Origin of the sequence: Actinomycetospora succinea (assembly GCF_004363095.1) — a bacterium.
GTDB classification, from domain to species: domain Bacteria; phylum Actinomycetota; class Actinomycetes; order Mycobacteriales; family Pseudonocardiaceae; genus Actinomycetospora; species Actinomycetospora succinea.
Map to the genome: position 1 here is coordinate 640,592 of NZ_SNYO01000001.1, position 23,340 is coordinate 663,931.

At 74.9% G+C, this 23,340-nt stretch carries 26 protein-coding genes; 15 read left to right on the forward strand and 11 right to left on the reverse strand.

Going from position 1 to position 23,340, the window contains the following annotated elements; translation table 11 throughout:
• Window positions 1–86 precede the first annotated feature (86 nt).
• Genes EV188_RS03000 through EV188_RS03010 form a run of 3 tightly spaced genes read left to right on the forward strand, consistent with a single transcriptional unit; the run spans window position 87 to window position 1,739 of the window.
• Window positions 87–584 carry a hypothetical protein gene (locus EV188_RS03000; protein ID WP_133824713.1) on the forward strand — a complete coding sequence of 166 codons (498 nt, stop codon included), beginning with the start codon at window positions 87–89 and terminating at the stop codon, window positions 582–584.
• Window positions 585–593: 9 nt separating this feature from the next.
• Window positions 594–950 carry a PRC-barrel domain-containing protein gene (locus EV188_RS03005; RefSeq protein WP_133824714.1) on the forward strand — a complete coding sequence of 119 codons (357 nt, stop codon included), beginning with the start codon at window positions 594–596 and terminating at the stop codon, window positions 948–950.
• Window positions 951–953: 3 nt separating this feature from the next.
• Window positions 954–1,739: an enoyl-CoA hydratase/isomerase family protein gene (locus EV188_RS03010; protein ID WP_133824715.1), complete on the forward strand. Its 786-nt coding sequence runs from the start codon at window positions 954–956 to the stop codon at window positions 1,737–1,739.
• Here the strand turns inward: EV188_RS03010 and EV188_RS03015 are convergent.
• The 5 genes from EV188_RS03015 to EV188_RS03035 are packed head-to-tail and all read right to left on the reverse strand — an operon-like array spanning window position 1,724 to window position 8,528.
• Window positions 1,724–2,896, reverse strand: a complete 1,173-nt coding sequence (locus EV188_RS03015) for a xanthine dehydrogenase family Fe-S subunit (RefSeq protein ID WP_133824716.1) — start codon at window positions 2,894–2,896, stop codon at window positions 1,724–1,726. The genes EV188_RS03010 and EV188_RS03015 overlap by 16 nt on opposite strands.
• Window positions 2,893–3,723, reverse strand: a complete 831-nt coding sequence (locus EV188_RS03020; protein WP_133824717.1) for an FAD binding domain-containing protein — start codon at window positions 3,721–3,723, stop codon at window positions 2,893–2,895. The genes EV188_RS03015 and EV188_RS03020 overlap by 4 nt, the downstream gene beginning before the upstream one ends.
• Entirely contained in the window at window positions 3,720–4,499 is a 780-nt protein-coding gene (locus EV188_RS03025; protein ID WP_133824718.1) for an enoyl-CoA hydratase/isomerase family protein, read from the reverse strand. The genes EV188_RS03020 and EV188_RS03025 overlap by 4 nt, the downstream gene beginning before the upstream one ends.
• Before the next feature lie 43 nt (window positions 4,500–4,542).
• Complete coding sequence (locus EV188_RS03030) at window positions 4,543–6,930, reverse strand: xanthine dehydrogenase family protein molybdopterin-binding subunit (RefSeq protein ID WP_133824719.1); 2,388 nt, start codon at window positions 6,928–6,930, stop codon at window positions 4,543–4,545.
• On the reverse strand, window positions 6,927–8,528 hold the full coding sequence (locus tag EV188_RS03035) for a class I adenylate-forming enzyme family protein (protein WP_133824720.1): 1,602 nt from the start codon (window positions 8,526–8,528) through the stop codon (window positions 6,927–6,929). The genes EV188_RS03030 and EV188_RS03035 overlap by 4 nt, the downstream gene beginning before the upstream one ends.
• A 97-nt stretch (window positions 8,529–8,625) precedes the next feature.
• Here EV188_RS03035 and EV188_RS03040 point away from each other — a divergent pair, with 97 nt between their 5' ends.
• Window positions 8,626–9,177, forward strand: coding sequence for a PadR family transcriptional regulator (locus EV188_RS03040; RefSeq protein WP_243741440.1), 552 nt, complete (start codon window positions 8,626–8,628; stop codon window positions 9,175–9,177).
• Window positions 9,174–9,464: a hypothetical protein gene (locus EV188_RS03045; RefSeq protein WP_133824722.1), complete on the forward strand. Its 291-nt coding sequence runs from the start codon at window positions 9,174–9,176 to the stop codon at window positions 9,462–9,464. The genes EV188_RS03040 and EV188_RS03045 overlap by 4 nt, the downstream gene beginning before the upstream one ends.
• Here the strand turns inward: EV188_RS03045 and rpmJ are convergent.
• From rpmJ to rpmG, 4 genes are read right to left on the reverse strand one after another with little or no spacing between them, the layout of a single operon-like run.
• A complete protein-coding gene (gene rpmJ, locus EV188_RS03050) occupies window positions 9,461–9,583 on the reverse strand; it encodes a 50S ribosomal protein L36 (protein ID WP_133824723.1) in 123 nt (40 codons plus the stop codon). The two genes, EV188_RS03045 and rpmJ, sit on opposite strands and share 4 nt — an antisense overlap.
• 10 nt (window positions 9,584–9,593) lie before the next feature.
• Window positions 9,594–9,899: a 30S ribosomal protein S14 gene (rpsN, locus tag EV188_RS03055; RefSeq protein ID WP_133824724.1), complete on the reverse strand. Its 306-nt coding sequence runs from the start codon at window positions 9,897–9,899 to the stop codon at window positions 9,594–9,596.
• Window position 9,900: 1 nt separating this feature from the next.
• Window positions 9,901–10,137 carry a 50S ribosomal protein L28 gene (gene rpmB, locus EV188_RS03060; RefSeq protein WP_133824725.1) on the reverse strand — a complete coding sequence of 79 codons (237 nt, stop codon included), beginning with the start codon at window positions 10,135–10,137 and terminating at the stop codon, window positions 9,901–9,903.
• 2 nt (window positions 10,138–10,139) lie between these two features.
• Complete coding sequence (rpmG, locus tag EV188_RS03065; RefSeq protein ID WP_133824726.1) at window positions 10,140–10,304, reverse strand: 50S ribosomal protein L33; 165 nt, start codon at window positions 10,302–10,304, stop codon at window positions 10,140–10,142.
• A 59-nt stretch (window positions 10,305–10,363) separates the two neighbouring features.
• Here rpmG and mrf point away from each other — a divergent pair, with 59 nt between their 5' ends.
• From mrf to EV188_RS03080, 3 genes are read left to right on the forward strand one after another with little or no spacing between them, the layout of a single operon-like run.
• Window positions 10,364–11,632, forward strand: coding sequence for a ribosome hibernation factor-recruiting GTPase MRF (gene mrf, locus EV188_RS03070; RefSeq protein ID WP_133824727.1), 1,269 nt, complete (start codon window positions 10,364–10,366; stop codon window positions 11,630–11,632).
• The gene (locus EV188_RS31345; RefSeq protein WP_166659693.1) at window positions 11,629–11,988 is read left to right on the forward strand and encodes a hypothetical protein; all 360 of its coding nucleotides are present in this window, start codon (window positions 11,629–11,631) and stop codon (window positions 11,986–11,988) included. The genes mrf and EV188_RS31345 overlap by 4 nt, the downstream gene beginning before the upstream one ends.
• 20 nt (window positions 11,989–12,008) lie before the next feature.
• Entirely contained in the window at window positions 12,009–12,866 is an 858-nt protein-coding gene (locus EV188_RS03080) for an EamA family transporter (RefSeq protein ID WP_243741441.1), read from the forward strand.
• On the opposite strand, the gene EV188_RS03085 is transcribed toward EV188_RS03080, so the two are convergent.
• A complete protein-coding gene (locus EV188_RS03085) occupies window positions 12,849–13,706 on the reverse strand; it encodes a 3-methyladenine DNA glycosylase (protein ID WP_133824728.1) in 858 nt (285 codons plus the stop codon). The genes EV188_RS03080 and EV188_RS03085 overlap by 18 nt on opposite strands.
• A 62-nt stretch (window positions 13,707–13,768) precedes the next feature.
• Here EV188_RS03085 and EV188_RS03090 point away from each other — a divergent pair, with 62 nt between their 5' ends.
• The 7 genes from EV188_RS03090 to EV188_RS03120 all read left to right on the forward strand — a co-directional run bounded on the left by EV188_RS03090 (window position 13,769) and on the right by EV188_RS03120 (window position 22,603).
• Window positions 13,769–14,554 (forward strand): ArsR/SmtB family transcription factor, encoded by a 786-nt coding sequence (locus EV188_RS03090; RefSeq protein ID WP_133824729.1) that lies wholly within the window; start codon window positions 13,769–13,771, stop codon window positions 14,552–14,554.
• A 439-nt stretch (window positions 14,555–14,993) separates the two neighbouring features.
• Window positions 14,994–16,070, forward strand: a complete 1,077-nt coding sequence (locus tag EV188_RS03095) for a methionine synthase (protein WP_133824730.1) — start codon at window positions 14,994–14,996, stop codon at window positions 16,068–16,070.
• A 9-nt stretch (window positions 16,071–16,079) separates the two neighbouring features.
• On the forward strand, window positions 16,080–17,030 hold the full coding sequence (locus tag EV188_RS03100; protein ID WP_133824731.1) for an NAD(P)-dependent oxidoreductase: 951 nt from the start codon (window positions 16,080–16,082) through the stop codon (window positions 17,028–17,030).
• A gap of 74 nt (window positions 17,031–17,104) precedes the next feature.
• Entirely contained in the window at window positions 17,105–17,848 is a 744-nt protein-coding gene (locus EV188_RS03105; RefSeq protein ID WP_133824732.1) for a hypothetical protein, read from the forward strand.
• A gap of 10 nt (window positions 17,849–17,858) precedes the next feature.
• Window positions 17,859–19,973, forward strand: coding sequence for an NAD-dependent DNA ligase LigA (gene ligA / locus EV188_RS03110; RefSeq protein WP_133824733.1), 2,115 nt, complete (start codon window positions 17,859–17,861; stop codon window positions 19,971–19,973).
• Between the two features lie 208 nt (window positions 19,974–20,181).
• Complete coding sequence (locus EV188_RS03115; RefSeq protein WP_133824734.1) at window positions 20,182–20,997, forward strand: 3-keto-5-aminohexanoate cleavage protein; 816 nt, start codon at window positions 20,182–20,184, stop codon at window positions 20,995–20,997.
• Window positions 20,998–21,205: 208 nt separating this feature from the next.
• A complete protein-coding gene (locus EV188_RS03120; protein ID WP_133824735.1) occupies window positions 21,206–22,603 on the forward strand; it encodes an FAD-binding oxidoreductase in 1,398 nt (465 codons plus the stop codon).
• A gap of 3 nt (window positions 22,604–22,606) precedes the next feature.
• On the opposite strand, the gene EV188_RS03125 is transcribed toward EV188_RS03120, so the two are convergent.
• On the reverse strand, window positions 22,607–23,266 hold the full coding sequence (locus EV188_RS03125; RefSeq protein WP_133824736.1) for an ACT domain-containing protein: 660 nt from the start codon (window positions 23,264–23,266) through the stop codon (window positions 22,607–22,609).
• Window positions 23,267–23,340 lie beyond the last annotated feature (74 nt).

Consider the following 23,340-nt stretch of genomic DNA (forward strand, 5'->3'; position numbering starts at 1 on the left):
CCGGGGCCGCGCGTGCTCCCCGGGGCCGTCGAGCCCCCTCGCGGCCACCGCACTCGTATAGCGCGAGGCGTAGAATCGGTGTGAGCATGAGCACCGACTGCATCGGGTGCGGCTGCGGGATCCCCGCGGAGCGCGCCGAGCTGGGATACACCTACTGCACGGCCCCGGACTGCCAGGCGCGGTTCCGCCGGGGCCCGACGGTCACCGCGGTGGCCGTCAACAAGAGCGGCGACGCCTTCCGGGTCGCCGGCACCACCGAGATCGCCGCGCGTGCCGCCGCCGGCGAGTTCGCGCAGAAGAACACGGGTCTCGGGACCGAGCACGTCGACACCCCGCCGCGGGTACCGGCGCCCCGACGGCCCGTCACCCGTCGACCTGCGCGTGCGGTGCGGCCCACCTGGACCCCGGCCCAGGAGAACATCGTCCGGCTCTACGCCGACATGGGCCTCTCGCCGCGCCAGATCGCCGAGCGCGCCCGCGCGAACACGCCACGGCTCAACATCACCGAGAACCTCGCGGTCCGCGTCCTGTCGACGCCACGCAGCGCAGCGGAGCTGGCGCGGAAGCACGGGCCGCGCCGCTAACCTCCGCGCATGGGCTTCGAGGCGGAGAACATCCGCGACTGGCAGGGCAAGTCCGTCGTCGACCCCGCCGACGGGAAGATCGGCACGCTCGAGGCGATCTACGTCGACACCGTCACCGACGAGCCGGCGTTCGCGACGGTCGTCGTGGGCTTCGTCGGGCGCCGGCGTCTGGCGTTCGTCCCGCTGGCCGGGGCGACGGTGGCGCCCGACCACCTGCGGGTCACGGTCGGCAAGGACCTCGCCAAGCACGCCCCGTCGATCGACACCGACGGCGAGCTCGCCGCCGAGGACGAGCCGGCGATCTTCGAGCACTACGGGCTCGCGGTGTCCTCCCCGGGCGCCGCGCGCCGGCTCGCGCGGCGCTGAGCCGTGCCCATCCGCGTCGAGGACGACGCCGACGACCCGCGCGTCGTCGTCCTCACCATCGACCGCCCCGAGGCCCGCAACGCCCTCGACCCCGAGCACCAGCAGGCGCTCGGCGACGCCGTCGCCGCGTTCGAGGCCGACGGGTCGAAGCTCGTCGCGGTGCTGACCGGCGCCGGCGAGACGACGTTCTCGGCGGGCGCCGACCTCAAGCGGCTCATCCCGACCTACCGCGACCGGGTGCGCGCCGGCGAGGACCCGCCGTGGAACTTCGGGGGCTTCACCGCCGTCGACCGGGCCAAGCCCCTGATCGCCGCGGTCAACGGGCACGCGCTGGCGGGCGGGCTGGAGATGGCGCTCGCCTGCGACATCCGGCTCTGCTCGGAGAACGCGACGTTCGGGCTCGCCGAGACCAAGTGGGCGATCATCCCCGGTGCCGGCGGGACCGTCCGGCTGCCGCGGGCGGTGCCGCTGGGCCTGGCGATGGAGATGATCCTGTCCGGCGAGCCGATCGACGCCGCCGAGGCGCACCGGGTGGGCCTGGTGAACCGGGTCGTGGCGCTGCCCGACCTGCTCGGTGTGGCCCTGACGCTCGCCCGGTCGATCGCCGACCGGGGCCCGCTCGCCGTGCGCGAGGCCCGGGCCCGCGTGCTCGACGGGCTGGGCCTGGACCACGACACGGCCATGGCGCGCGAGCACGAGGCGTTCGTGCGGGTCATGCGCACCGACGACGCGCTCGAGGGCCCGGCGGCCTTCGCCGAGAAGCGGGCGCCGCGCTACCGGGGGCGCTGAAGGAGTCGTCGGAGGCGCGTCGTGAGGCCTGCGAGCAGCAACCGCAGCGGGCTCGACCTCCTCGTCGGCGCCTCGCCCGTGCGCGCGGCCTCGTCGACGGCGTCGGCGAACTGCTCGAACAGCCGCCGTGACACGTCGCCCGCGAGCGCCCGGCCGAACTGGGCGATGCGCCCGGTGAGGTGCACGTCGGCGTCGGCCCACAGCGTCGTGCCGCCGTCGGGGGCGGGGTCGGCGGCGAGGCGGATGACGGCCTGCGTCGATGAGCCGCCGCGGTCGGCGCCCTGGGCGAGCACCCGCATGCGGCGCTTCGTGTCGTCCCGCTCGACGACGTGCGCGAGCCCCTCGAAGCGCAGCGACACCGGGCCGAGCGCGACGACGGCGCGCCCGCGGTAGCGGTCGTCGCCGAGGTCGGCGGTCATCTCCGCGCCGGGCAGGCACGCGGCGAGGCGGTCCATGTCGGCGAGCACGGTCCAGACGTCGTCGACGGGCGACGCCAGCGCGCGCCGGACCTCGACCGTGACCGTCGGCGGGCCCGACGGCACCGTGATCTCCTCGGGCGAGCGGGCGGATTTCCTCTCACCCGACGTCAGCGTGGCCCCCACGCTGACACTCCCCGAGCGTCCGACCAGCGCCGGGGGCACGGCGGCGCGGGGTGGGGGGACGCCGTCGGGGTGCTCGCGGGCGACGTCGGCGACGGCGGCGAGGATGCCGCGGTAGCCGGTGCAGCGGCACAGCACGCCGGACATGTCCTCGGGCAGGTTGTCCTCGGCGTACGTGCCGCCGGCGAGCAGGTCGTAGGCGCTCATCAGCATCCCGGGCGTGCAGAACCCGCACTGCAGGCCGTGGTGGTGGGAGAACGCCTCCTGCAGCGGGTGCTGGTCGTCGGCGCTCCCGAGGCCCTCGACCGTGGTCAGCGCCACGCCCTCGCACTGCACCGCGAACAGCAGGCACGCGCGCACGGCCTCGCCGTCGAGGAGCACCGTGCACATCCCGCAGACGCCGTGCTCGCAGCCGACGTGGGTGCCGGTGAGCCCGAGGCGGTCGCGCAGGACGTCGGAGAGCGTGGTGCGCGGGGACACGGCGACCGTGACGGTCCGCCCGTTGACGGTCAGGGTCACGTCGACGGTCGCGTCGGCGGCGACGTGGAGGCCCCTCATCGGTGGGCCTCCCGGTGCGCGCGGGCGAGCTCCCGCGCGGCGAGCACCCCCAGCAGGCGGGCGCGGTAGCCGCGCGAGCCGTGGGCGTCGCCGTCGGTGTCGACGATGTCGGCGGCGAGCGCGTCGGTCGTCGGGCGGAGGGCGGACTCCGTGGGGTCGTCGAGCGTCAGCTCGCGGACCACGGGCCGGTCCGAGACCCCGAAGGCGGCGAGGGTCGCCTCGTCCCCCCGCACCCGCACCGCCACCCCGGCCAGCGCGAAGTCACCGTGCCGGCGGGCGATCTCGGCGAACCCGAAGCCCTCGCCGTCGCGCGCGACGGGGAAGCGGACGCCGGTGACGAGCTCGTCGGGGCCGACGGCCGTCGTCATGGCCCCGGTGACGAACTCCCGGGCGTCGACGACCCGGTCGCCCCGCGGTCCCCGGACCAGCACCGACGCCCCGAGGCACGCCGCGACCGCGGGGAGCTCGGCGGCCGGGTCGGCGTGGGCGAGGCTCCCGCAGACCGTGCCGCGGCTGCGCAGCTCGCGGTGCCCGACGAAGGGCAGGGCGCGGGCGACGAGGGGGACGGACGCGACGTGCGCCGACCGCTCGATCGTCCGCTGACGCACGGCCGCGCCGACGTGCAGCTGCCCGTCCTCGATCACCAGGGAGTCCAGCCCCGGCAACCGCGTGATGTCCACCAGCGTGCCGGGCCGGCCCAGGCGCATCGCCAGCACGGGCACCAGCGACTGGCCGCCGGCGAGGACCTTCGCGTCCCCGCCCGCGAGCACGTCCACCGCCTCGTCGACGCTGTCGGGGCGGCAGTAGGCGAACGGAGCCGCTTTCATCGCCCGGAGAACCTCGGTGTGCGCTTCTCGCCGAACGCCGCGACGCCCTCGGCGAAGTCGTGGCTCGAGCGCAACATGGCGTAGGCCTTCCGCTCGAGCTCGATGCCCGAGTACAGCGGCGCGTCGATCCCGCGGTCGAGCACCTCCTTCGCGGCGCGCAGGGCGAGCGGGGAGAAGCCGAGCAGCTTGGTCACGAGCGCCTCGGTGGCCTTGTCGAGCGCCTCGCGGTCGGGGTGCAGCTCGGCGACGACGCCCCAGTCGGCGGCCTCCTGCCCGCTGATCCGCTTCGCGGTCATGATGTGGTGCTTGGCCCGCGAGATGCCGATCAGCCGCGCGAGGCGCTGGGTCCCGCCGGAGCCCGGGATCATGCCCAGGTTCATCTCGGGGAGCGCGAAGCGGCTGCGCTCGGTGGCGAGGCGGATGTCGCAGGACAGCACCAGCTCGAGGCCGACCCCGAACGCGTAGCCGTCGACGGCGACGATCACCGGCTTGGGGCTGCGCGACGGCGCGGTGACGTCGTGGCCGAGGTCGGTGAAGTCGATGGGGTCGACCTCCATGAACCCGGCGATGTCCCCGCCCGAGGAGAAGTGCTCGCCGTCGGAGCGGATGACGACGACCTGCACGTCCGCGTCGCGGTCGATCTCGGCGAAGCGCTCGGCCATCAGCCGGCGCATCTCCCAGGTGATCACCGTGAACGGCCCGTGGGACAGCGTCACGTCCGCGACGCGGCCGTCGTGCGACCGCTCGAGCCGGACCTCGCCACCGGTCAATGCCATGGACTGGATTCCTCCATCTGTCGTATGTGAGCGAACGTTGGTGCTATAGCCCGGAAGTTCGCTCACAGAGGAGTTCGTGGATCACGGAACCGTGCAGGGGCAGGGAGTCGATGGCGACGCCGGCGGGGGCCAGGGCGTCGGCGACGGCGTTGGCGTAGGCCACCGGCAGGCTCATCGAGCTGCCCTCGCCGCAGCCCTTCGCGCCGAGCGGGGTGAGCGGCGACGGCGACGACACGTGGTCGGAGACCAGGTCGAACGCGGTCTCGGCGCTGGTCGGGCAGAGGTAGTCGAGGAACGTCGCCGACGTCGGCTGGCCCGCGGGGGAGTAACGGAACTCCTCGTACGCCGCGCCGCCCAGCCCGTGCACGAGCGCCCCGAGCACCTGCCCCTCGAGCAGCACCGGGTCGAGGATCGTGCCCGCGTCGTGGACGGTGGCCACGCGGTCCAGCGTCACGACCAGCGTGTCCGGGTCGATCCGCACGCCCACCATCTCGGCGACGAACCCGTAGCAGAGCGACGAATTGATCCTGTCCTCCGCCGTCGCCGCGACCGCCTCGGGCGGCACGAACTCGCCCTCGGTCGCGAGGCGTGCCGGCGCCCCCGCCGGCAGCGAGCCCGGGTCCCAGTGCACGACCCCGGCCGCGTGCCGGAACAGGCACGACGCGCCGGACGCCGGGTCCCGCACCGACCCGTCCGCCAGTTCCAGGCCCTCGGGCGGAACCCCCAGCAGCACCGACGCCCCCGCCCACACCGTCTCCGCGAGCCGGTCCACCGCCGCCACCACCGCGCTCGTCACCAGCGGCGCGAAGCGCGACGAGTAGCTCCCCGAGGTCACCGTCCACGGCGTCGACGCGGTGTCCATGTCGACGACCGCGCGCACCTGCTCCACCGGCAGCCCCAGCCGCGCCGCCGCGACCCGGCGCGCCACCGTCGCGTGCCCCTGGCCCTGCGGGACCGAGCCGAGCAGCACCGTCACCACGCCCTGCAGGTCCACCGACGCACGCACGATCTCGGTCGACCCGGACTTGTCACGCCCGGGCTTGCGCTCCGGCGCCGGTGTCGCCAGTCCGACGTAGCCGATGTTGGTGCCGGACGGGTCGACGACCAGCGCGAGCCCGACCCCGTAGTACGCACCCTCGGCGCGGGCCTGGACCTGCCGGGAGCGCAGCTCGTCGTAGCCGCCCTTGGCGAGCAGCAGGTCGAGCGCGCCGGGGTAGTCGCCGGAGTCGTAGAGCCCGCCGGTCGGCGTCCGGTGCGGGAACGAGCGCACGAGGTTGCGGCGGCGCACCTCGGCGACGTCGAGCCCGGTCCGCGCGGCGACGGCGTCCATCAGCCGCTCGAGCCCGAAGTAGAGCTGCTGGCCGCCGAAGCCCCGGTTGAGGCCGGTCGGCGCGCGGTTGGTGACGACGGCGCGGGCGCGGATCCCGACGGCGGGCACGTCGTAGGCGCCGGTGATGTTGCCGAAGCAGCGGTAGAGCGTGCTGGGCTCGGGCGGGCGCAGGTAGGCGCCGACGTCGTCGACGAGGTCGACGCGCAGGGCCTCCACGGCGCCCCCGGACGACACCGCGGCCTCGAACGCCATCACCCGCCCCGCGCCCGACGAGCTCGCCAGCAGGTGCTCGACCCGGTCCTCGGTCCAGCGCACCGGGCGCCCGGCGTGCCGCGACGCGAGCGCCATCAGCACCACGTAGGGGTAGATGCCGGACTTGATCCCGAAGCTGCCCCCGATGTCGGCGGGCACGTGCAGCCGGAACCGCGACACCGGCACGCCGAGCGCCCCGGCGGCGACCGGGACCATCGTGAACGGCCCGTGGAAGTTCGCCCACACCTCGACGGTCTCGACGCCCCAGTGCGCGACCACGCCGTAGCACTCCATCGGCACCGACGAGTAGCGCGGGAACGTGTACTCGCCGCGCACCACGTGGTCGGCCCGCTCGAACGCCCCGTCGACGTCGCCGAACGAGAACGTCCGGTCGGTGGCGATGTTCGTGCCCGCCTCCGGGTGCAGCAGGACCGCCTCGTCCGTCAGCGCCGCCCGCGTGTCGACGACGACGTCGAGCGGCTCGTAGTCGACCTCGACGAGCTCGCACGCGTCCTCGGCGACGTAGCGGTCGCTCGCGACGACGACCGCGACGGGCTCGCCGACGTAGCGCGCGACGTCGACGGCCGAGGGCAGGTAGGGCATCGGCGTCGACGTGGAGAGCGGGAACGGGCGCACGGCCGCGCGCACCTCGTCCGGCCCGATGACCGCGGCGACGCCGGGGTGGGCGCGGGCGGCCTCCAGGTCCACCGAACGGATGCGCGCGTGCGGGTGCGGGCTGCGCACCACGGCGGCGACGAGCGTGCCGGGCAGGGGATCGAGGTCGTCGAGGAACCGCGCGGCGCCGGTCACCAGCGCGGCGTCCTCGTCCCGTGCGGGGGCCCGGCTCACGCCGTCCCCCGATCCGAGCGAAGGGCACCATCGCTCGATCTAGGTGAGCGAAGGTGCCCTTCGCTCGGAACGGGGGCGGCGCTGTCCGCGAGCGCCGTGTAGTCGCCGCCGACGAGCACCCGGCGCAGCGTCTTGCCGACCGCGGAGCGGGGGACCGCGTCGACCGCGATCACGCGCTTCGGGCGACGCAGCGAGGGCAGGGCGTCGTGGCCCCACCGGTCGGCCGCGACCACCGCGTCCGCCGGCGCCACCCCGGCCGCCGGCACCACGAACGCCGTGACCGCCTGCCCCCACCGTTCGTCCGGGAGCCCGACCACCACGACGTCGGCCACCGCCGGGCAGCGCACGAGCGCGGCCTCGATCTCGTCGGGGTACACGTTCTCGCCGCCCGTGTTGATCATGTCGTCGACGCGACCGGCCACCCACAGGTCGCCGTCCTCGTCGGCCACCGCGAGGTCGCCGGTGAAGTACCAGCCGCCGCGGACGGCCCTGGCGGTCGCGTCCGGGCGCAGCCAGTAGCCGGCGAACGCCTCGGGGCTCGCCATCGACACCGCGACCTGCCCCTGCTCGCCGGGCGCCACCTCGTCGTCGGGACCCGCGCCGGGGGAGGGGTCGACGAGCCGGACGCGGCTGAACATCCCCGCCCGCCCCGCACAGCCGGGCTTCGCCGCGACGTCCGGGCCGATCGTGAAGGTGTAGATCTCGGTCGAGCCGAAGTGGTTGACGAACGCCTCGGGCGCCACGGCGTCGACCAGGCGCTCGGCCAGCGCCGGGGCCATCGGCGCGCCCGCGTAGGCGAGCCGGCGCACCGCGGCGAGCGCAGCCGGGTCGGCGTCGCGCAGCAGCGACCAGTACATGGTCGGCACGAGGTAGAGCGACGTGACCCGCTCGCGCGCGATCAGCTCGGCCGCCTCCGCCGCGTCGAACCGGGCCTGGGGCACCCACGTCCCGCCGGCGACGATCGTCGCGAGCAGGGTCCGCACGCCCATCGTGTGGAACAGCGGCATCACCCCGAGCACGACGTCGCCCGGGCGTCCGCCGGTCTGCACGAGGTGGGCGACGGCCGCGGCGTGCTCGGCGCGGTGGGTGCGCGGCACGCCCTTCGGTCGGCCCGTGGTGCCCGACGTGTAGAGCATGACGCTGACGTCGTCCGGGCGCGGCGGGTCGGACGGCGCGGAGTCGGGCCGGTCGAGGGACTGGCGCTCGACCTGCTCGAGGTCGAGGTGCGCGACCGGCCGGATGCGCTCGTCGGCGAGGGCCGCGGCGGTCGCCTCCTCGGTCGCGGGTTCGCTGACGACGAGCGCCGGGGCGGCGTCGGCGAGGCAGTGCGCGAGCTCGGGCGGCCCGAAGCGCGGCGAGAGCGGCGTGGCGACGGCACCGAGGCGCTGGGCGGCGAGGTGCAGCGACGCCGCCGGCTCACCGCCGTGCAGGACGAGGGCGACACGGTCGCCGCGGCGGACGCCGAGCGCGAGCAGGGTGTGCGCGAGGCGGGCGGTGCGGGCGTCCCACTCGGCGAAGGTCATCGGGCGGGGGCCGCCGACGGCGCGTCGCGTCGGGAACCGCTCGACCGCCCACGCCCAGACCGTCGCCAGATCCATCGGCCGCCGCCTCCCGATCATGCTCCGCCGCATACCATCTGTTTCGGACGGTATGGGACGTACCGCGAGGCAGCAAGGATCGGTACGCTCCGTGGTCGTGGCCGACCGGCTCTCCCCGACCTCGTACGTCGTCCTCGGGACGATCGCGCTGCGCGGGCCGTCCACGTCCTACGACCTGAAGCGGGCGGTCGGGCGCTCCATCGGCTACTTCTGGCACTTCCCGCACGCGCAGCTCTACTCGGAGCCGCAGCGGCTGGTCGAGCTCGGCCTGCTCGACGCCGAGACGGAGCCCGACGGGCGGCGCCGGCGCACCTACCGGCTCACCGACCAGGGGCTGGCCGAGCTGCGCTCCTGGCTCGCCGAGCCCACGCCCGAGCACTTCCAGATGCGCGACATCGCCGAGCTCAAGCTGTTCTTCAACGAGGTCGGCGAGCAGGACGACGTCGCGCGGCTGGCCCGCGAGCAGGTCGCCGCGCACCGCGAGCGCATCGCGGTCTACGAGGACATGCAGGGCCGGTATGCCGATCTCGACGCCGTTGCCAAGCGCATGATCACCCTGCGCCTCGGCCTGGAGATGGAGCACGCCGCGCTGCGGTTCTGGTCGGCGCTGCTGGACGAGGTGACCGAGGCCGAGGAGGAGTCCGCATGACCGCCCCCGACGACGACCTGGTGGCCGGCGAGCCCCGCCGGGTGCTGCGCCGCGCCCTCTCGCACCTGTCCACGCAGCGCCGCGACGACGGCTCGCTCGAGCTGCTCGGCGAGGTGCCGCCCGACCTGGCCGACCCGCTGATGCGCGCCCTCGAGCGCGTGGCCGGCGAGCTCGTGGACGACGACGAGCGCCGGGGCGAGGTGCCCCGCAGCGGCGGGCGGCTCCACGCCGACGCGTTCGTCGCCCTGCTGCTGCGGGTCACCGACACCCCGGCCGACCAGGCCTAACCCTGGCGCGCCTTCCACTTCGGGTGCTGCTTGTTGATCACCAGGACCTTGCCGTGCCGGCGCACGACGCTCGATCCCGGCTTCTGCTTCAGGGCCTTCAGCGAGGCGCGGACCTTCATGGGTTCTCCTTCACCAGCTGCTCTTCGTCACGCCCGGCAGGAAGCCGGCGTGGGCGTACTCGCGCACCCGTACCCGCGAGAGCCCGAACGCGCGCAGGTACCCGCGCGGTCGGCCGTCGACAGCGTCGCGGTGGCGGACCCGCGTCGCGCTGGCGTCCCGCGGCTGGGCGCGCAGCTCCCGTTGGGCGGACGCCCGGGCGTCCTCGGACGTCGCCGGGTGCCTGATCAGTGCGGTCAGCTCCGCGCGCCGCTCGGCGTACCGCGCGACGATCTCCCGTCGACGCGCGTTCGCGGCGATCTTCGACTTCTTCGCCATCTCAGACCTTCTCCCCGGCCGCGCGCAGGCGGGCCACGACGGCGTCGATGCCGTCGCGGTCGACGACCTTGATCCCCTTCGCGGACAGCCGCAGCCGGACGTGCCGGCCGAGGCTGGGCGCCCAGTAGCGGCGGTCCTGGACGTTGACCCCGAACCGCCGCGGGGTGCGGACGTGCGAGTGCGAGACGTTCCGCCCCGTGCCGGGCGAGCGTCCGGTGACCTGGCAGCGGCGCGCCATCGTCAGCGCTCCTCGCGGAAGTCGACGTGACGCCCCACGCGGGCGTCGTACTTGCGCAGCACGAGCCGGTCGGGGTCGTTGCGGCGGTTCTTGCGGGTCACGTACGTCGTGCCGGTGCCGGCGGTCGAGCGCAGCTTGATGATCGGGCGGATGTCGTTGCGGGCCATGGTTCCCCTCCTTGTCGACAATGATTATCGTTCACACTAACGCTCGAGAGGGGAGTCCTATGCCCGAGGGTCCGGAGACCGGACTGACGTTGGTGTGCGGTGCCGACCGCGCGGCCACGGCCGCGGTGGCGGCGTCGCTCCGGGGTCCACGCGGGGTGCTCGTCGCCCCTGACCTGCGCGGACTCGGCGAGGGCGTCGTGCACCGGCGGATGGTCGACGACGACGGGGCGTGCGACGCCGTGCTCGAGCTCGCGCACGGGTGCGTGGCCTGCACGCTGCGCGAGGACCTGCTGCCGTTGCTGCTGCGCCTCGCCCGCGATCCCGCCGTGCGCCACGTCGTGCTGCTGCTCGACCCGGGCATGGAGCCCGAGGCGGTCGCCGAGGCGCTGCACGTGCTCGTGCCCGACGGCGCCGACGCCCCGGTCACCGAGGTGCTCGCGCTGCGCGGTGTGGTCGGCGTGGTCGACGCGGAGACGTGGCTCGACGACGCCGGCGGTGACGACGCGCTCGTCGAGCGGGGGCTCGGGCTCACCGCCGACGACGAGCGCACCGTCGCGCAGATGGTGGTCGCGCAGGCCGAGTTCGCCGACGTCCTCGTCGTCGCCGGGCGCTGCCCGACGCCGTGGGACCGCGTGCGCCTCGAGGCCGTGCTCGACCGCCTGGCTCCGCGCGCGGAACGCCTGACCGTCGCCGACCCGCCCGGCAGCGCGCCGGAGATCGCCGTCGAGCTGGGCGCGGAGATCGTCACCCGGCTCGCGGACCTGCGCGACGACGCCCGCCGCGGCGTCCCCGAGGACGCGCACGCGCCGCTGCTGCGCGGCGAGCCGCCGCTCGCGCGCGACGCCGGGGTCTCGATGCTGCACGTCGGGCACCGCAGACCCTTCCACCCGGAGCGCCTGCACACCGCGATCGACGTCCTGCTGCACGGCACGATCCGGGTCCGCGGACGGGTCTGGGTGGCCTCGCAGCCCGAGCACGTGCTGTGGCTGGAGTCCGCGGGCGGCGCGCTGCAGATCGGGGTCGCGGGGACCTGGCTGGCCGGCTCCGAGGACTGGGACGACGTCCACGACGAGCGCCGGGCCGCCGCGGCCCTGCGCTGGGACGAGCGCTTCGGCGACCGCGAGCAGCAGCTCGTGGTGCTCGTCCATGACGCCGACCCGGCCGGGATCGTCGAAGCGCTCGACGCCGCGCTGCTCACCGACGAGGAGCTGGCGCTCGGGGAGCCGGCGTGGCGCCGGTTCCCCGACCCGTTCTCCCACCGGCACGTCGACCCGTGCGCGGAGCTGCCCGGGGTGGTCGACGAGGCGTTCACCGAGGGGGAGCGATGACCGACACCGTCGGCTTCACCGCCGTCTACTGCGGCACGGCGGACTGTCCGCACCACCAGCGCCCGGCGATCGGTCGCGAGGACGTGAGCGAGGCGCTGCGCGGCGCCGTGCGCCGGTGCCCGCACGGGATGCTGGTCAGCGCGTCGTGCCTGACGACCTCGGCGTGCGGGCAGGGCACCGCGCCGCACGGGGCCGGGGCGCTCGTGCTGGTCCAGCCCTGCGACCACGCGCGGGCCCCGACCGGCCCGGCCGTCGTCGCCGGCCCGCTGCACGAGCCCGCCGACGTCGACGACCTGTGCACCTGGCTGGCCGGGGGCGTCGAGCACCCGCCGCCCGATCACCTGCGCGCCGGCTGAGGGCGTGACAGCGTCGCGGCGTGACGGAGGTGCGCACACGGACACGTGCCGACGCGGTCCTCATGGTCCTCGTCGGCCAGTTCTCCGTGCAGTTCGGCGCCACGGCGGCCACCGGGCTGTTCGCGCGCGTCGGCCCGGTCGGCGCGGTGTCGCTGCGGCTGGCGTTCGCGGCGCTGGTGCTGCTGGTGGTCTGCCGGCCGCGGGTCCGGCACCTCGGGCGCCGCGACTGGGCGGCCGTCGCCGTCTTCGGTGTGGCCCTCGCGGGCATGAACTCGCTGATCTACGAGGCCATCGCCCGCATCCCGCTCGGCGCCGCGGTGACCCTCGAGGTGCTGGGCCCGCTCGTGCTCTCGGTCGTCGCGTCGCGCCGGGCGTCGAGCTGGGTGTGGGCGGGGCTCGCGCTCGCCGGGGTCGCGCTGCTCGGGCGGGCCGGGCTCACCGGGCTCACGCTCACCGGCGCGCTGTTCGCGCTCGGCGCGGCGACGATGTGGGCGGCCTACATCCTCGCGTCCCGGCACGCCGGCGGGCGCTTCGAGCGTCTCGACGGGCTGGCGCTCGCGATGACCGTCGGTGCCGTGCTGACGGTGCCGTTCGGCGTGGTGGCGGGCGGAGCGGCGATGGTCGACCCCGTGGTGCTCGGGTGGGGGTTCGCCGTGGCGCTGCTGTCCTCGCTCGTGCCGTACAGCCTCGAGCTGCTCGCGCTGCGCCGGATGCCGACCTCGACGTTCTCGGTGCTCATGAGCCTCGCGCCGGCGATCGCCGCGACGGCGGGGTTCGTCGTCCTCGGCCAGGAGGTCACCGTGGTGTCGGCGCTGGCGATCGCGCTGGTCGTCGCGGCGAGCATCGGGGCGGTGCGGACGTCACGCCCTCTCGCCTGACACGGTCGCCAGGAGCCGTTCCCGCAGGTCGGCGCCGCGCTGCGCGAACCCCTGCTGGGCGGCGGTGTAGGCGGCCTTGCCCTCCGGGGTCTCGATGCACACGGGCTCGTAGCCGAGGGAGGCGAGGTCGTAGGGCGAGGCGCGCATGTCGAGCACGCGGATGTCGCGGGCGAGCGTGAACGTGTCGAGCAGCAGCTCGCCGGGGACGAGGGGGCCGAGCTTGTCGGCCCACTTGTAGAGGTCCATCCCGGCGTGCAGGCAGCCCGGCTGCTCGAGCTCGACCTGGCGCGCGCGGGTCGGCGTGACGGCGTTGCGGGGCGCGGCGGCGTCGGTGAAGAACCGGTAGGCGTCGAAGTGCGAGCAGCGGATGCGGTGGGACTCGACGACCGCGTCGGTGCCGGCCGGACCGAGGCGCAGCGGGACGGCGTGCCGGGTCTCGCTGTCGCGGTAGACCATCGCCCACTCGTGCAGACCGAAGCAGCCGAGCTGGGCGGGGCGCTCCGCGGTCGCCCGGAGCAGGGCGGCGACGAAGGTGACGGTCGCCCCGCGCTCGTTGCGCAGGGTCTCGTGGTCGACCCTCGTCCCACCGCGGTCCGCCACGTAGTGCCGCCAGCCGGCGCGCTCCTCGGCGTCCTCGAGGATCACCCCGGCGCCGGGGTGCCAGCGGCGCAGCCGGCTGGGGCGGGTCGGGTAGTAGGTGTAGAGGAAGTCCTCGACGGGGTGCGCCTCGCCGCGGGCCTTCCGCTCCCGGTGCCCCGCGGTCAGCGCGTCGGCGCGCTCGGCGTGCGCCGCGTCCCGCGCGCGCCACACCTCGCTCGCCAGCACCTCCACGCCCTCCATGCTGCCAGCGTCGCCCGACGATTCGGCGCCCACCGCAGCGTCCGGCTCCTACGGTCGACGACATGCACACCGGGGGAGACGTCGACATGGCCGCGGTGGGCGAGCTGCTCGCCGACCGCGCCCGCTGCCGCATGCTGCTCGCACTCGCCGACGGCCGCGCGCTGCCCGCGAGCACGCTCGCGTCCGAGGCGGGCGTCGCCCCGTCCACCGCGAGCGGGCACCTCGGCAAGCTGACCGAGCGGGGGCTCACCGAGGTCGTCGCGACCGGCCGCTACCGCTACTACCGCCTCGCCGGCCCCGAGGTCGCCCGGCTGGTCGAGGTGCTCGGCCGGATCGCGCCGGCCCGCCCCGTCCGGTCGCTGCGCGAGGGCACGCGGGCGCACGCGCTGCGGATGGCCCGCCGCTGCTACGACCACCTCGCCGGCCGCCTCGGCGTCGCCGTCACCGACGCCCTGCGCGACCGCGGCTGGATCTCCGGCTCGGACGGCACGCCTGACCTGACCCGCCGGCAGGGTCACCAGCTGCCCGGATACGTCTCCGAGGACGGCGCCTATCAGCTCACCCCGGCCGGGCGGGAGGGTCTCGACGGTCTCGGGGTCGCCGTGCCGGAGGGGTTGGCGGCGGTGCGCTGCTGCGTCGACTGGACCGAGCAGCGCCACCACCTGTCGGGTCCGCTGGCCGCGGCGCTGCTCACGCGGTTCGACCGGGACGGCTGGCTGCGCTCGTCGCCCGGGCACCGCGCGCTGAAGGTCACCGACGACGGCGTCGCCGGGCTCGCCGAGAGCCTCGGCGTGGGGTGGCCGCCGCCCGCGGTCGACCTGGCACCGGCCGGGGGCGCTCGACGCTGAGCCCGCCGCCGGGCTGCCGAGCGCGGCGTCCTGGAGATCAGGAGCGACGTGGTGCACGTCGGGCGGCGTCTCGGGTGCACGACGTCGCCCCTGATCTCCGCGAGCGGCGGCCGGGGCGGCGCACATCCCGGCGCACGAGAGATCAGGAGCGACGTGGCGCACGTCCGGCGCCGTCTCGGGTGCGTGACGTCGCCCCTGATCTCCGCGAGCGGTGGCCGGGGCGGCGCACACCCCGGCGCACGAGAGATCAGGAGCGACGTGGCGCACGTCGGGCGGCGTCCCGGGTGCGTGAGGTCGCCCTTGATCTCCGCGAGCGGGCGGCCGGACTGGGCGAGCGCTCCGGCGGCGGGCGCCCCTCGCCCATCTCTCCGAGGCGACGGTGCCCTTCGCTCGGAACCCCGCGGCGCGCACCCCCGCGCGCCAGGTGGATCCTGGCGCCGTGAGCGAGACGAGCACGTCGCCGGAAGCGGACACCCGCGAGCCCCAGCCCGGCGACCGGGCCACGGGGCTCGGGTCGTGGCCCGGCACCGACGTGCGCGAGGCCGCGCGCACCGTCGTCGGCGAGGTGCCCGGGCTGCCGTACGTGCCCGAGCTGCCGGCGCGCGGCGTCGGCGCCGACATGGTCGGGCGCACCGCCGCGCTGCTCGTGGACATCGCCGTCGAGGTGTGGCCGTCGGGCTACCGGGTGGCACGCCGGCCCGGCGGCGACCACCGGCGCGCCGAGGAGCTGCTCGCCCGCGACGTCGACGCGCTCGACGAGGCGCTGGGGGAGGCGGGGGCGCGGCCGCCAGCGGTGAAGTGCCAGGTCGCGGGGCCGTGGACGCTCGCCGCCGGGATCGAGCTGCGCTCCGGGCACCGGGTGCTGACCGACCGCGGCGCGCTCGCCGAGTTCGCCGCGAGCCTCGGCGAGGGCCTGCGCACCCACGTCGCGGAGCTCGCGCGGCGCACCGGGGCGCCCGTCGTCGTCCAGATCGACGAGCCGACGCTGCCCGCCGTCCTCGCCGGCTCGCTGAAGACCCCCTCGGGCTACGGGACGGTCGGCGCGGTCCCGGGCGCCGAGGCCCGCACGCTGCTGGAGAACGCGGTGAGCGCGGCGAAGGACGCCGGGGCGTCGGCCGTCGCCGTCCACTGCTGCCACCCCACCCCGCCGCTCGCCCTGATCCAGGCCGCGCGCCCCGACGCGGTGGCGATCGACCTCACCGCGCTCGGGGGCGCCGACGCCCCGAAGGACGTCCTCGACGCCCTCGGCGAGATCTGGGAGGCGGGCACCGAGCTGTGGCTCGGCATCGTCCCCTCGACGGACCCGAGCGCGCCGCCGGAGCTCCGGCCCCTCGCCCAGCCCGCCCTCGACCTCGCCGACCGCCTCGGCTTCGACCGCGCCCGCCTCGCCGACCGCGCCGTCGTCACCCCGAGCTGCGGTCTCGCCGGGGCGAGCCCGGGATGGGCGCGGCGGGCGACGAGCACGAGCGTCGAGCTCGCCCGCGCCTTCGTCGACCCGCCCGAGGGCTGGGGATAGGAGATCACCGTGCGGATCGGACTGGTCGGCGGCGGGTTCGCCGCCCTGCAAGGAGCCCTCGAGACGGCGTTCGACGCGGTCGGCTGGACCGGGGTCGAGATCGTCGACATGCCCGTCGAGGTGCCGGACGGCGGCCTCGCGCACGTCGACGTCCTGTGCCCGATGGGCAGCACGATCTCGGGCGCCCTCATGGACGCGACGACGCCGCGCATGATCCAGCAGTTCGGCGTCGGCCTCTCCGGGGTCGACCTCGACGCCGCCGCCGCGCGCGGCCTGCCGGTCGACAACGTCTCGGGCGCCGAGTCCGGCAACGCCGTCGCCGTCGCCGAGGTCGCCCTGCTGCACCTGCTCGCGCTGCTGCGGCGCTTCGAGGAGGCCCGGGCCAACGTCACGAAGAGCCTGGTCGGCGAGCCGTCGGGCCGCACGCTCGCCGGGCGCACGGTGGGTGTGCTCGGCGTCGGCGACATCGGTGCCGAGGTGATCGTGCGCCTGCGGGCCTTCGCCGCCGAGCCCGTGGGGATCGGGCGCCGCCCGCGCGCCGACACTCCCCGGGCGGCGGAGCTCGTCGACGACGCCCACTACCACCGCGTCGACGACCTCCCCGCCGCGCTCGCCCGCTGCGACGACCTCGTGGTGGCGTGCCCGCTGACCCCCGAGACGCGCGGCATCGTCGGCGCCGCCGCGCTGGACGCCCTGCGCCCCGGCGGCCACGTCGTCAACGTCGCGCGCGGTGGCGTCGTCGACAGGGACGCCCTGCTCGCCGCGCTGCGCGACGGCCGGCTCGCCGGCGCGGGGCTCGACGTCACCTGGGTGGAGCCGATCGAGCCCGACGACCCCCTGCTCGCCGAGAACGTCGCCGTGACCCCGCACGTCGGCGGCGTCACCGAGACCTCCTACGCGGGCATCGCCGCCGGCTTCGTCGCCTCGGTGGAACGGCACCTCGGTCGCGACCCGGAGTAGTCGCCGACCGAAGGATCACCCCTCGAACGGCCGATCACGAGTACTCTCCGTGTGCATCATCACGGGAGGTGGCCATGTCCCGGTCACGGGTGCTCGCCGGCGCGGTCTGCGTGCTGGCCTGGCTGGCGGCGCTCCCCGTGGCACTTACCGCCCTCGTCCACCACGACGTCGCCCTCGACACGCCCCGCGGCGCCTGGCACGCGGTCCTGGCCGTGTCCCTGCTCGTCGTGGGCGGCCTCGCGGTCGCCGCCGTCGTGCCACACGACCGGACCCCGGGCATCGGGCTGGTGGTCGCCGGCGCCCTGTGCGGGATCGCCTGGGGCGCGGCGCTGCGCGGGTTCATGGCCACGGTCGCGGGACCGGGGTCCGAGGTCACCTGGCTCGGGACGTTCGGCTTCATCCTGCTCACGAGCGCCGTCGTCGGCGGTCTGCTCGGGTACGCCGAGCACCGGCGGCGCCTCGGCCGCCCGCGCCCCCGGCTGGCGCTCGCGCCGCTGATCTTCGCCCTCGACCCGTCGGCGTTGCTCCTCGTGCTGCCGGCCATGGCGGGCGGGTGGGCCCTGGCCGGCCGCGGGACGCCGCGGCGGCGGCGGTGGGCCTGGGTGGCGATGGCCCTCCCGGTCGTGGCCTTCCTGGTCATCGTGGCGCTGCTCGACGCCGGCCGGAACGTCCTCACCCCCGCGGGGATCGCCGCGACCGTCCTGCTGTTCGCCTGCCTGGGCGTGCTGACGATCGCGTGCTCGATCCCGTACCGCGCCGCGCCGGCGCCGGGCCCCGACACGGTCGATCCGCGGTTCACTGTCGGGGTGCGCGGCTAATCTCGCCCCTGTGACCAGCACGGACCAGACCGACGTGCCGACCGACGCCGCTCAGCGCCACCGCGAGCTGTCCGAGGTCGTGTCGGACCACCAGTTCCGCTACTACGTGCTCGACGCCCCGATCGTCACCGACGGCGAGTTCGACGAGCTCTTCGTCGAGCTGCAGGGCCTCGAGGAGTCCCACCCGTCGTTGGTCACGCCGGACTCGCCCACGCAGCGGGTCGGGGGCGGGTTCTCCACCGACTTCGTCGCGGTCGACCACCTCGAGCGCATGCTCTCGCTCGACAACGCCTTCACGGCGGACGAGCTGCGCGAGTGGGTGCTGCGCGTGCAGCGCGAGCTCGACTTCCCCACCGAGGAGCTGCTCTACCTCTGCGAGCTCAAGATCGACGGGCTCGCGGTCAACCTGCTCTACGAGAACGGCCACCTCACCCGCGCACTGACGCGCGGCGACGGGCGCACCGGCGAGGACATCACGCTCAACATGCGCACGCTGGCCGACGTGCCCACCGAGCTGACGGGCACCGACGAGTTCCCGGTGCCCGAGCTGATGGAGGTCCGCGGCGAGGTCTTCTTCCGCCTGGCCGACTTCGAGGAGCTCAACGCCGGGCTCGTCGCGGCGGGCAAGCAGCCGTTCGCCAACCCGCGCAACTCCGCGGCCGGGTCGCTGCGCCAGAAGGACCCGCGCGTCACCGCCACCCGCCCGCTGCGCCTGATCTGCCACGGCCTGGGCAAGCGGTGCGGCTTCACGCCCGAGCGCCAGTCGCAGGCCTACGACGCGCTGGCGGCGTGGGGGCTGCCGGTCTCGACGCACACCCGCGTGCTCCACGGCGTCGACGCGGTGATCGAGCACGTCGCCTACTGGGGCGAGCACCGTCACGACGCCGAGCACGAGATCGACGGCGTGGTGATCAAGGTCGACGACGTCGCCCTGCAGCGCCGGCTGGGCTCCACGTCCCGCGCGCCCCGCTGGGCGATCGCCTACAAGTACCCGCCGGAGCAGGCCACCACGACGCTGCGCAACATCAGCGTCAACGTCGGGCGCACCGGGCGCGTCACCCCGTTCGCCGAGATGGACCCGGTGCTCGTCGCGGGGTCGACGGTGTCGCTCGCGACGCTGCACAACGCGGGCGAGGTCGAGCGCAAGGGCGTCCTCATCGGCGATCGGGTGATCATCCGCAAGGCGGGCGACGTCATCCCCGAGGTCCTCGGGCCGGTCGTCGAGGCGCGCACCGGCGACGAGCACGCGTTCGTCATGCCCACCCACTGCCCCGAGTGCGGCACCGAGCTGCGCCAGATGCGCGAGGGCGACAAGGACCTGCGCTGCCCCAACGCCCGCTCCTGCCCCGCGCAGCTGCGGGAGCGCCTGTTCCACGTCGCGGGCCGGGGCGCGTTCGACATCGAGGTGCTCGGCTACGAGGCGGCCAGCGCGCTGCTCGACGCGGGCGTGGTGCACGACGAGGGCGACGTCTTCGGGCTCACCGAGGACGACCTCATCCAGGTCGAGCTCTTCCGCACCAAGGCGGGCAACGTCTCGGCCAACGGGCGCAAGCTGCTCACCAACCTCGACACCGCGAAGCACCGCCCGCTGTGGAAGGTGCTCGTCGGGCTCTCGATCCGCCACGTCGGGCCCACGGCGGCCCAGGCGCTGGCGCGCCACTTCCAGTCGGTCGACGCCATCGACGCCGCCACCGAGGAGGAGCTGGCGGCGGTCGACGGCGTCGGGCCCACCATCGCCCACGCGGTCCGCGAGTGGTTCTCGGTCGACTGGCACCGCGAGGTCGTCGAGAAGTGGCGCGCGGCCGGGGTGGAGCTCGCCGAGGAGGCCGACGAGTCGGTGCCGCGCACCCTCGAGGGCCTCTCGATCGTCGTCACCGGCTCGCTGCCGACCTTCTCGCGCGACGAGGCCAAGGAGGCGATCCTCGCCCGCGGCGGACGTGCGGCGAGCTCGGTGTCGAAGAAGACGGCGTTCCTCGTCGTCGGCGACGAGCCGGGGTCGAAGTACGACAAGGCGGTGTCGGCCGGGGTGCCGATCCTCGACGAGGACGGCTTCCGGGTGCTGCTCGCCGACGGTCCGGAGGCGGCCGCCGAGGCCGCCGTCGACCCGTCCGCCGGAGAGGGCTGAGCGGGCGCCGGGAACGGGACGGACCGGGCGGTCTGCCGCCCCGGGACGTCGTCAGGCAGACTCACACCGTCGGGTGACGACGCCTGCGTCCGTCCGGGTGGGATCGATGTGGGATTTCCGACGTCGTCGCCGTGGCGTTGCCCTCGTCGTCGGCAGCGTCGAAGCTGGACACCCCCGGTCCAGGGTCGCGAGAGGGGAGGACGCCGCGGTGCTGCAGTGCTGCCCCAACGGTGCCCGACCTGCCGACGTCTACCCGGCGGTGCCGATGAGCCCGCGCCACCTGGCCCGCGACGCCCGCGCGGTGGCCGCCCTCGGGGTCCAGAGCCTCCACGTGCACCCCCGCGACCGGGACGGCCAGGAGAGCCTCGACCCGCGCGTGATCGGCACCGTGGTCGACACGATCCGCCGCGACGCCCCCGAGCTCGAGATCGGCGTGACGACGGCGCGCTGGGTCGAGCCCGACCCCCTCAAGCGCACCGAGATCATCGGGCAGTGGGGCCGGCTGCCCCGCCACGCCCGCCCCGACGTCGCCTCGGTGAACGTGCACGAGCGGGGCTGGCAGCGCGTGTGCGCGGCGCTCGACGCCGTCGACATCGGCGTCGAGCTCGGCGTGTGGACCACCGGCGACGCCGTGCAGCTCAAGCAGGCCGGCCTGCCGCGCGGCACGGTGCGGGTGCTCGCCGAGGTCACCGTCACCGACCCGGACACCGCCGTCGCGGAGGCCGTGCGCATCCTCAAGGCCCTCGGCCCCGTGCCGGCGCCGATCCTGCTGCACGGCGAGGAGGCGGGCGCCTGGCCCGTGCTCGAGTACGCCAAGCGCAACAACCTCGACACCCGCATCGGCTTCGAGGACACCCTCAAGGGCCCCGACGGCACCTGGCTCGCGACGGGCAACGAGGAGCTCGTGCGCTACGCGCTGGGACACGACGTCGGCGGGCGCTACGAGCGTCGCCGCAACGGCGTGCGCGGGGGCCTGCGGTCCTCGGGGTTCTGGCCCGGGTCGCGCGCCGAGCACCGTCGCTGAGCAACCCTTCACGAACGCCCCACTGCGTTCGCTCCGACACCCTGCGCTGTTCGTGACGCGTATTGCGCGCGATCTCTCACGTGGCGTGACTGAACGGCGCTTCGATACCTGAATTGCTCCTCGTCGCGACTCTTTCAGAGCAGCGCCGAATACGGAGTGTCGCTCTACGGTGGTGACCCTTCATTCTTCGCGGGAGCGGAGCGCCACCATGACACAGGTCATTTCCCGAATCGACGATCTACGCACGGCGCTGACCGGCACCGTGGTCACCCCGGACGATCCGGGATACGACAAGGCCCGTGAGGTGTGGAACGGCGACATCGACCGGAGGCCCGCCGTCGTCGCGTACTGCGAGAGCGCCGAGGACGTCGCCCGGGCCGTGGTGTTCGCCCGCGACGCCTCGCTGGAGGTCTCGGTGCGCAGCGGCGGAGCCCACTCCGGGTCCGGCATGGGTGTCGGCGACGCGGGGATCGCCATCGACCTGAGCCGCATCAACGACGTCGTCGTGGACCCCGAGGCCCGCCGCGCCGTCATCGGCGGCGGAGCGCTGCAGCGCGACATCGACGCGGCCACCCAGGCGCACGGCCTCGCCGTGCCGCTCGGCGAGATCGGCCACACCGGTGTCGGGGGCATCGCGACGGGGGGCGGGATGGGCTGGCTGACCCGCCAGCACGGGCTGACCTGCGACAACATCGTGGCCGCACAGGTCGTCCTCGCGGACGGGCGCATCGTCCGCGCGGCCCCGGGTGAGAACCCCGACCTCTTCTGGGCGATCCGTGGGGGCGGCGGCAACTTCGGAGTGGTGACGGCGTTCGAGGTCGCCCTCCACGACGTGGGTCCGCAGGTCGAACTGGCGATGCTCTTCTACGGGATGGACGACGCGGGAGACGCCCTGCGGGTGGCTCGCGACCTGATCCCCGACCTGCCGCCCGACGTGAGCTTCGAGGTGGTCGCGCTGCACGCGCCCCCGGAACCGTTCGTCCCCGAGGAGCACCGCGGCCGGCTCGGCTTCGCGCTCGCCGCCGTCGGGTTCGGGTCCGAGCAGAGCCACCGCGACGTGGTCGACCGGGTCCGTCGTGCGCTGCCCCCTGCGTTGTTCGAACTGATCACGCCGATGCCCTATGCCGCGCTGCAACAGATGTTCGACGAAGCATTCCCGTGGGGCACGCACACCTACGTCAAGGCCCTGTATCTCGAGGAGTTCACCGACAGGGCCATCGACGTGATCGTCGAACAGGCCGGTCGCATGGCCTCGCCGATGAGTGCGCTGTTCTTCTACGTGCTCTCCGGCGCCTTCAGTTCAATGGACGAGCAGAGCACGGCGTTCGGCGGCGGACGGTCCCCGCGCCTGTCCGTGTTCATCCTCGGGATGACGCCCGGAGCCGACGGTCTCGCGGAGGAGCGTGTCTGGGTCCGGGGCTTCTACGACGCGCTCGCACCCCTCGCCCTCGGCAAGGGTGCGTACGTCAACGAGATCATGCCCGACGACATCCATCGCCTGCCGGCGTCCTACGGGGACAAGTTCTCCCGGTTGCAGCGCATCAAGGCCGCCTACGACCCGGACAACGTCTTCCACCGCAACGCCAACATCATTCCCGCCACCTGAGGGTCAGCCGGTGATCGTCGCGACGATCCCGGCGAGGTGCGACAGGCGGGCGAGCTCGGAGGGCCGGAAGGCCGGCCCGCCCGGGCGCCCGACGACGACGGCGCGTTCCGGACGGCCCAGGGGCGCGGCGGCGAGCTCGGTGTCGAGGTCGGTCCAGGCCTCGGGGACCGTGTGGCCGCCGGCCGGGTCGAGCACGGTCGCCTTGTCCAGCGGCAACCATCCGAGCTCGGCGGCCTCGGTCTCCGGGGCCGCCGAGCTCGAGGCGACGCGGCGCACGCGCCTGCCCTCGCCGGTGGCCTCGGTGATCAGTGCCCAGGCCGAGCGGAACAGCCGCGGCACGCCGTCCGCGAGCAGGTCCAGCCCGTCCTCGGGCCGGGCGGTGACGGCCTCGACGAGCTCGAGCTCGCGGGTGGTGTCGAGCGCGCCGGCGAACGGGCGCACCGACTCGACCATGACGCCGTCGACGGCCTCCGCGGCGGTGATGAGCACGTCCGGCAGCCGGGAGCTGGGCATGTCGACGACGAGGTCGTCCACCGCCGATCCGCCCCCGCGCTCGACGACGTCGACGGAGAGGATGTCCGCCCCCTCGGCACCGAGTGCGGATGCGAGCGCCCCGAGGGTGCCCGGACGGTCCGGCAGCACGACGCGCAGCAGGTAGGTCACGGCCCTCCTCGGCTCCCGGGACTCCCGACGGCACCGGCGTGCTCTCGCGGCGTGGGCCGTGGGTTCGACCCCTC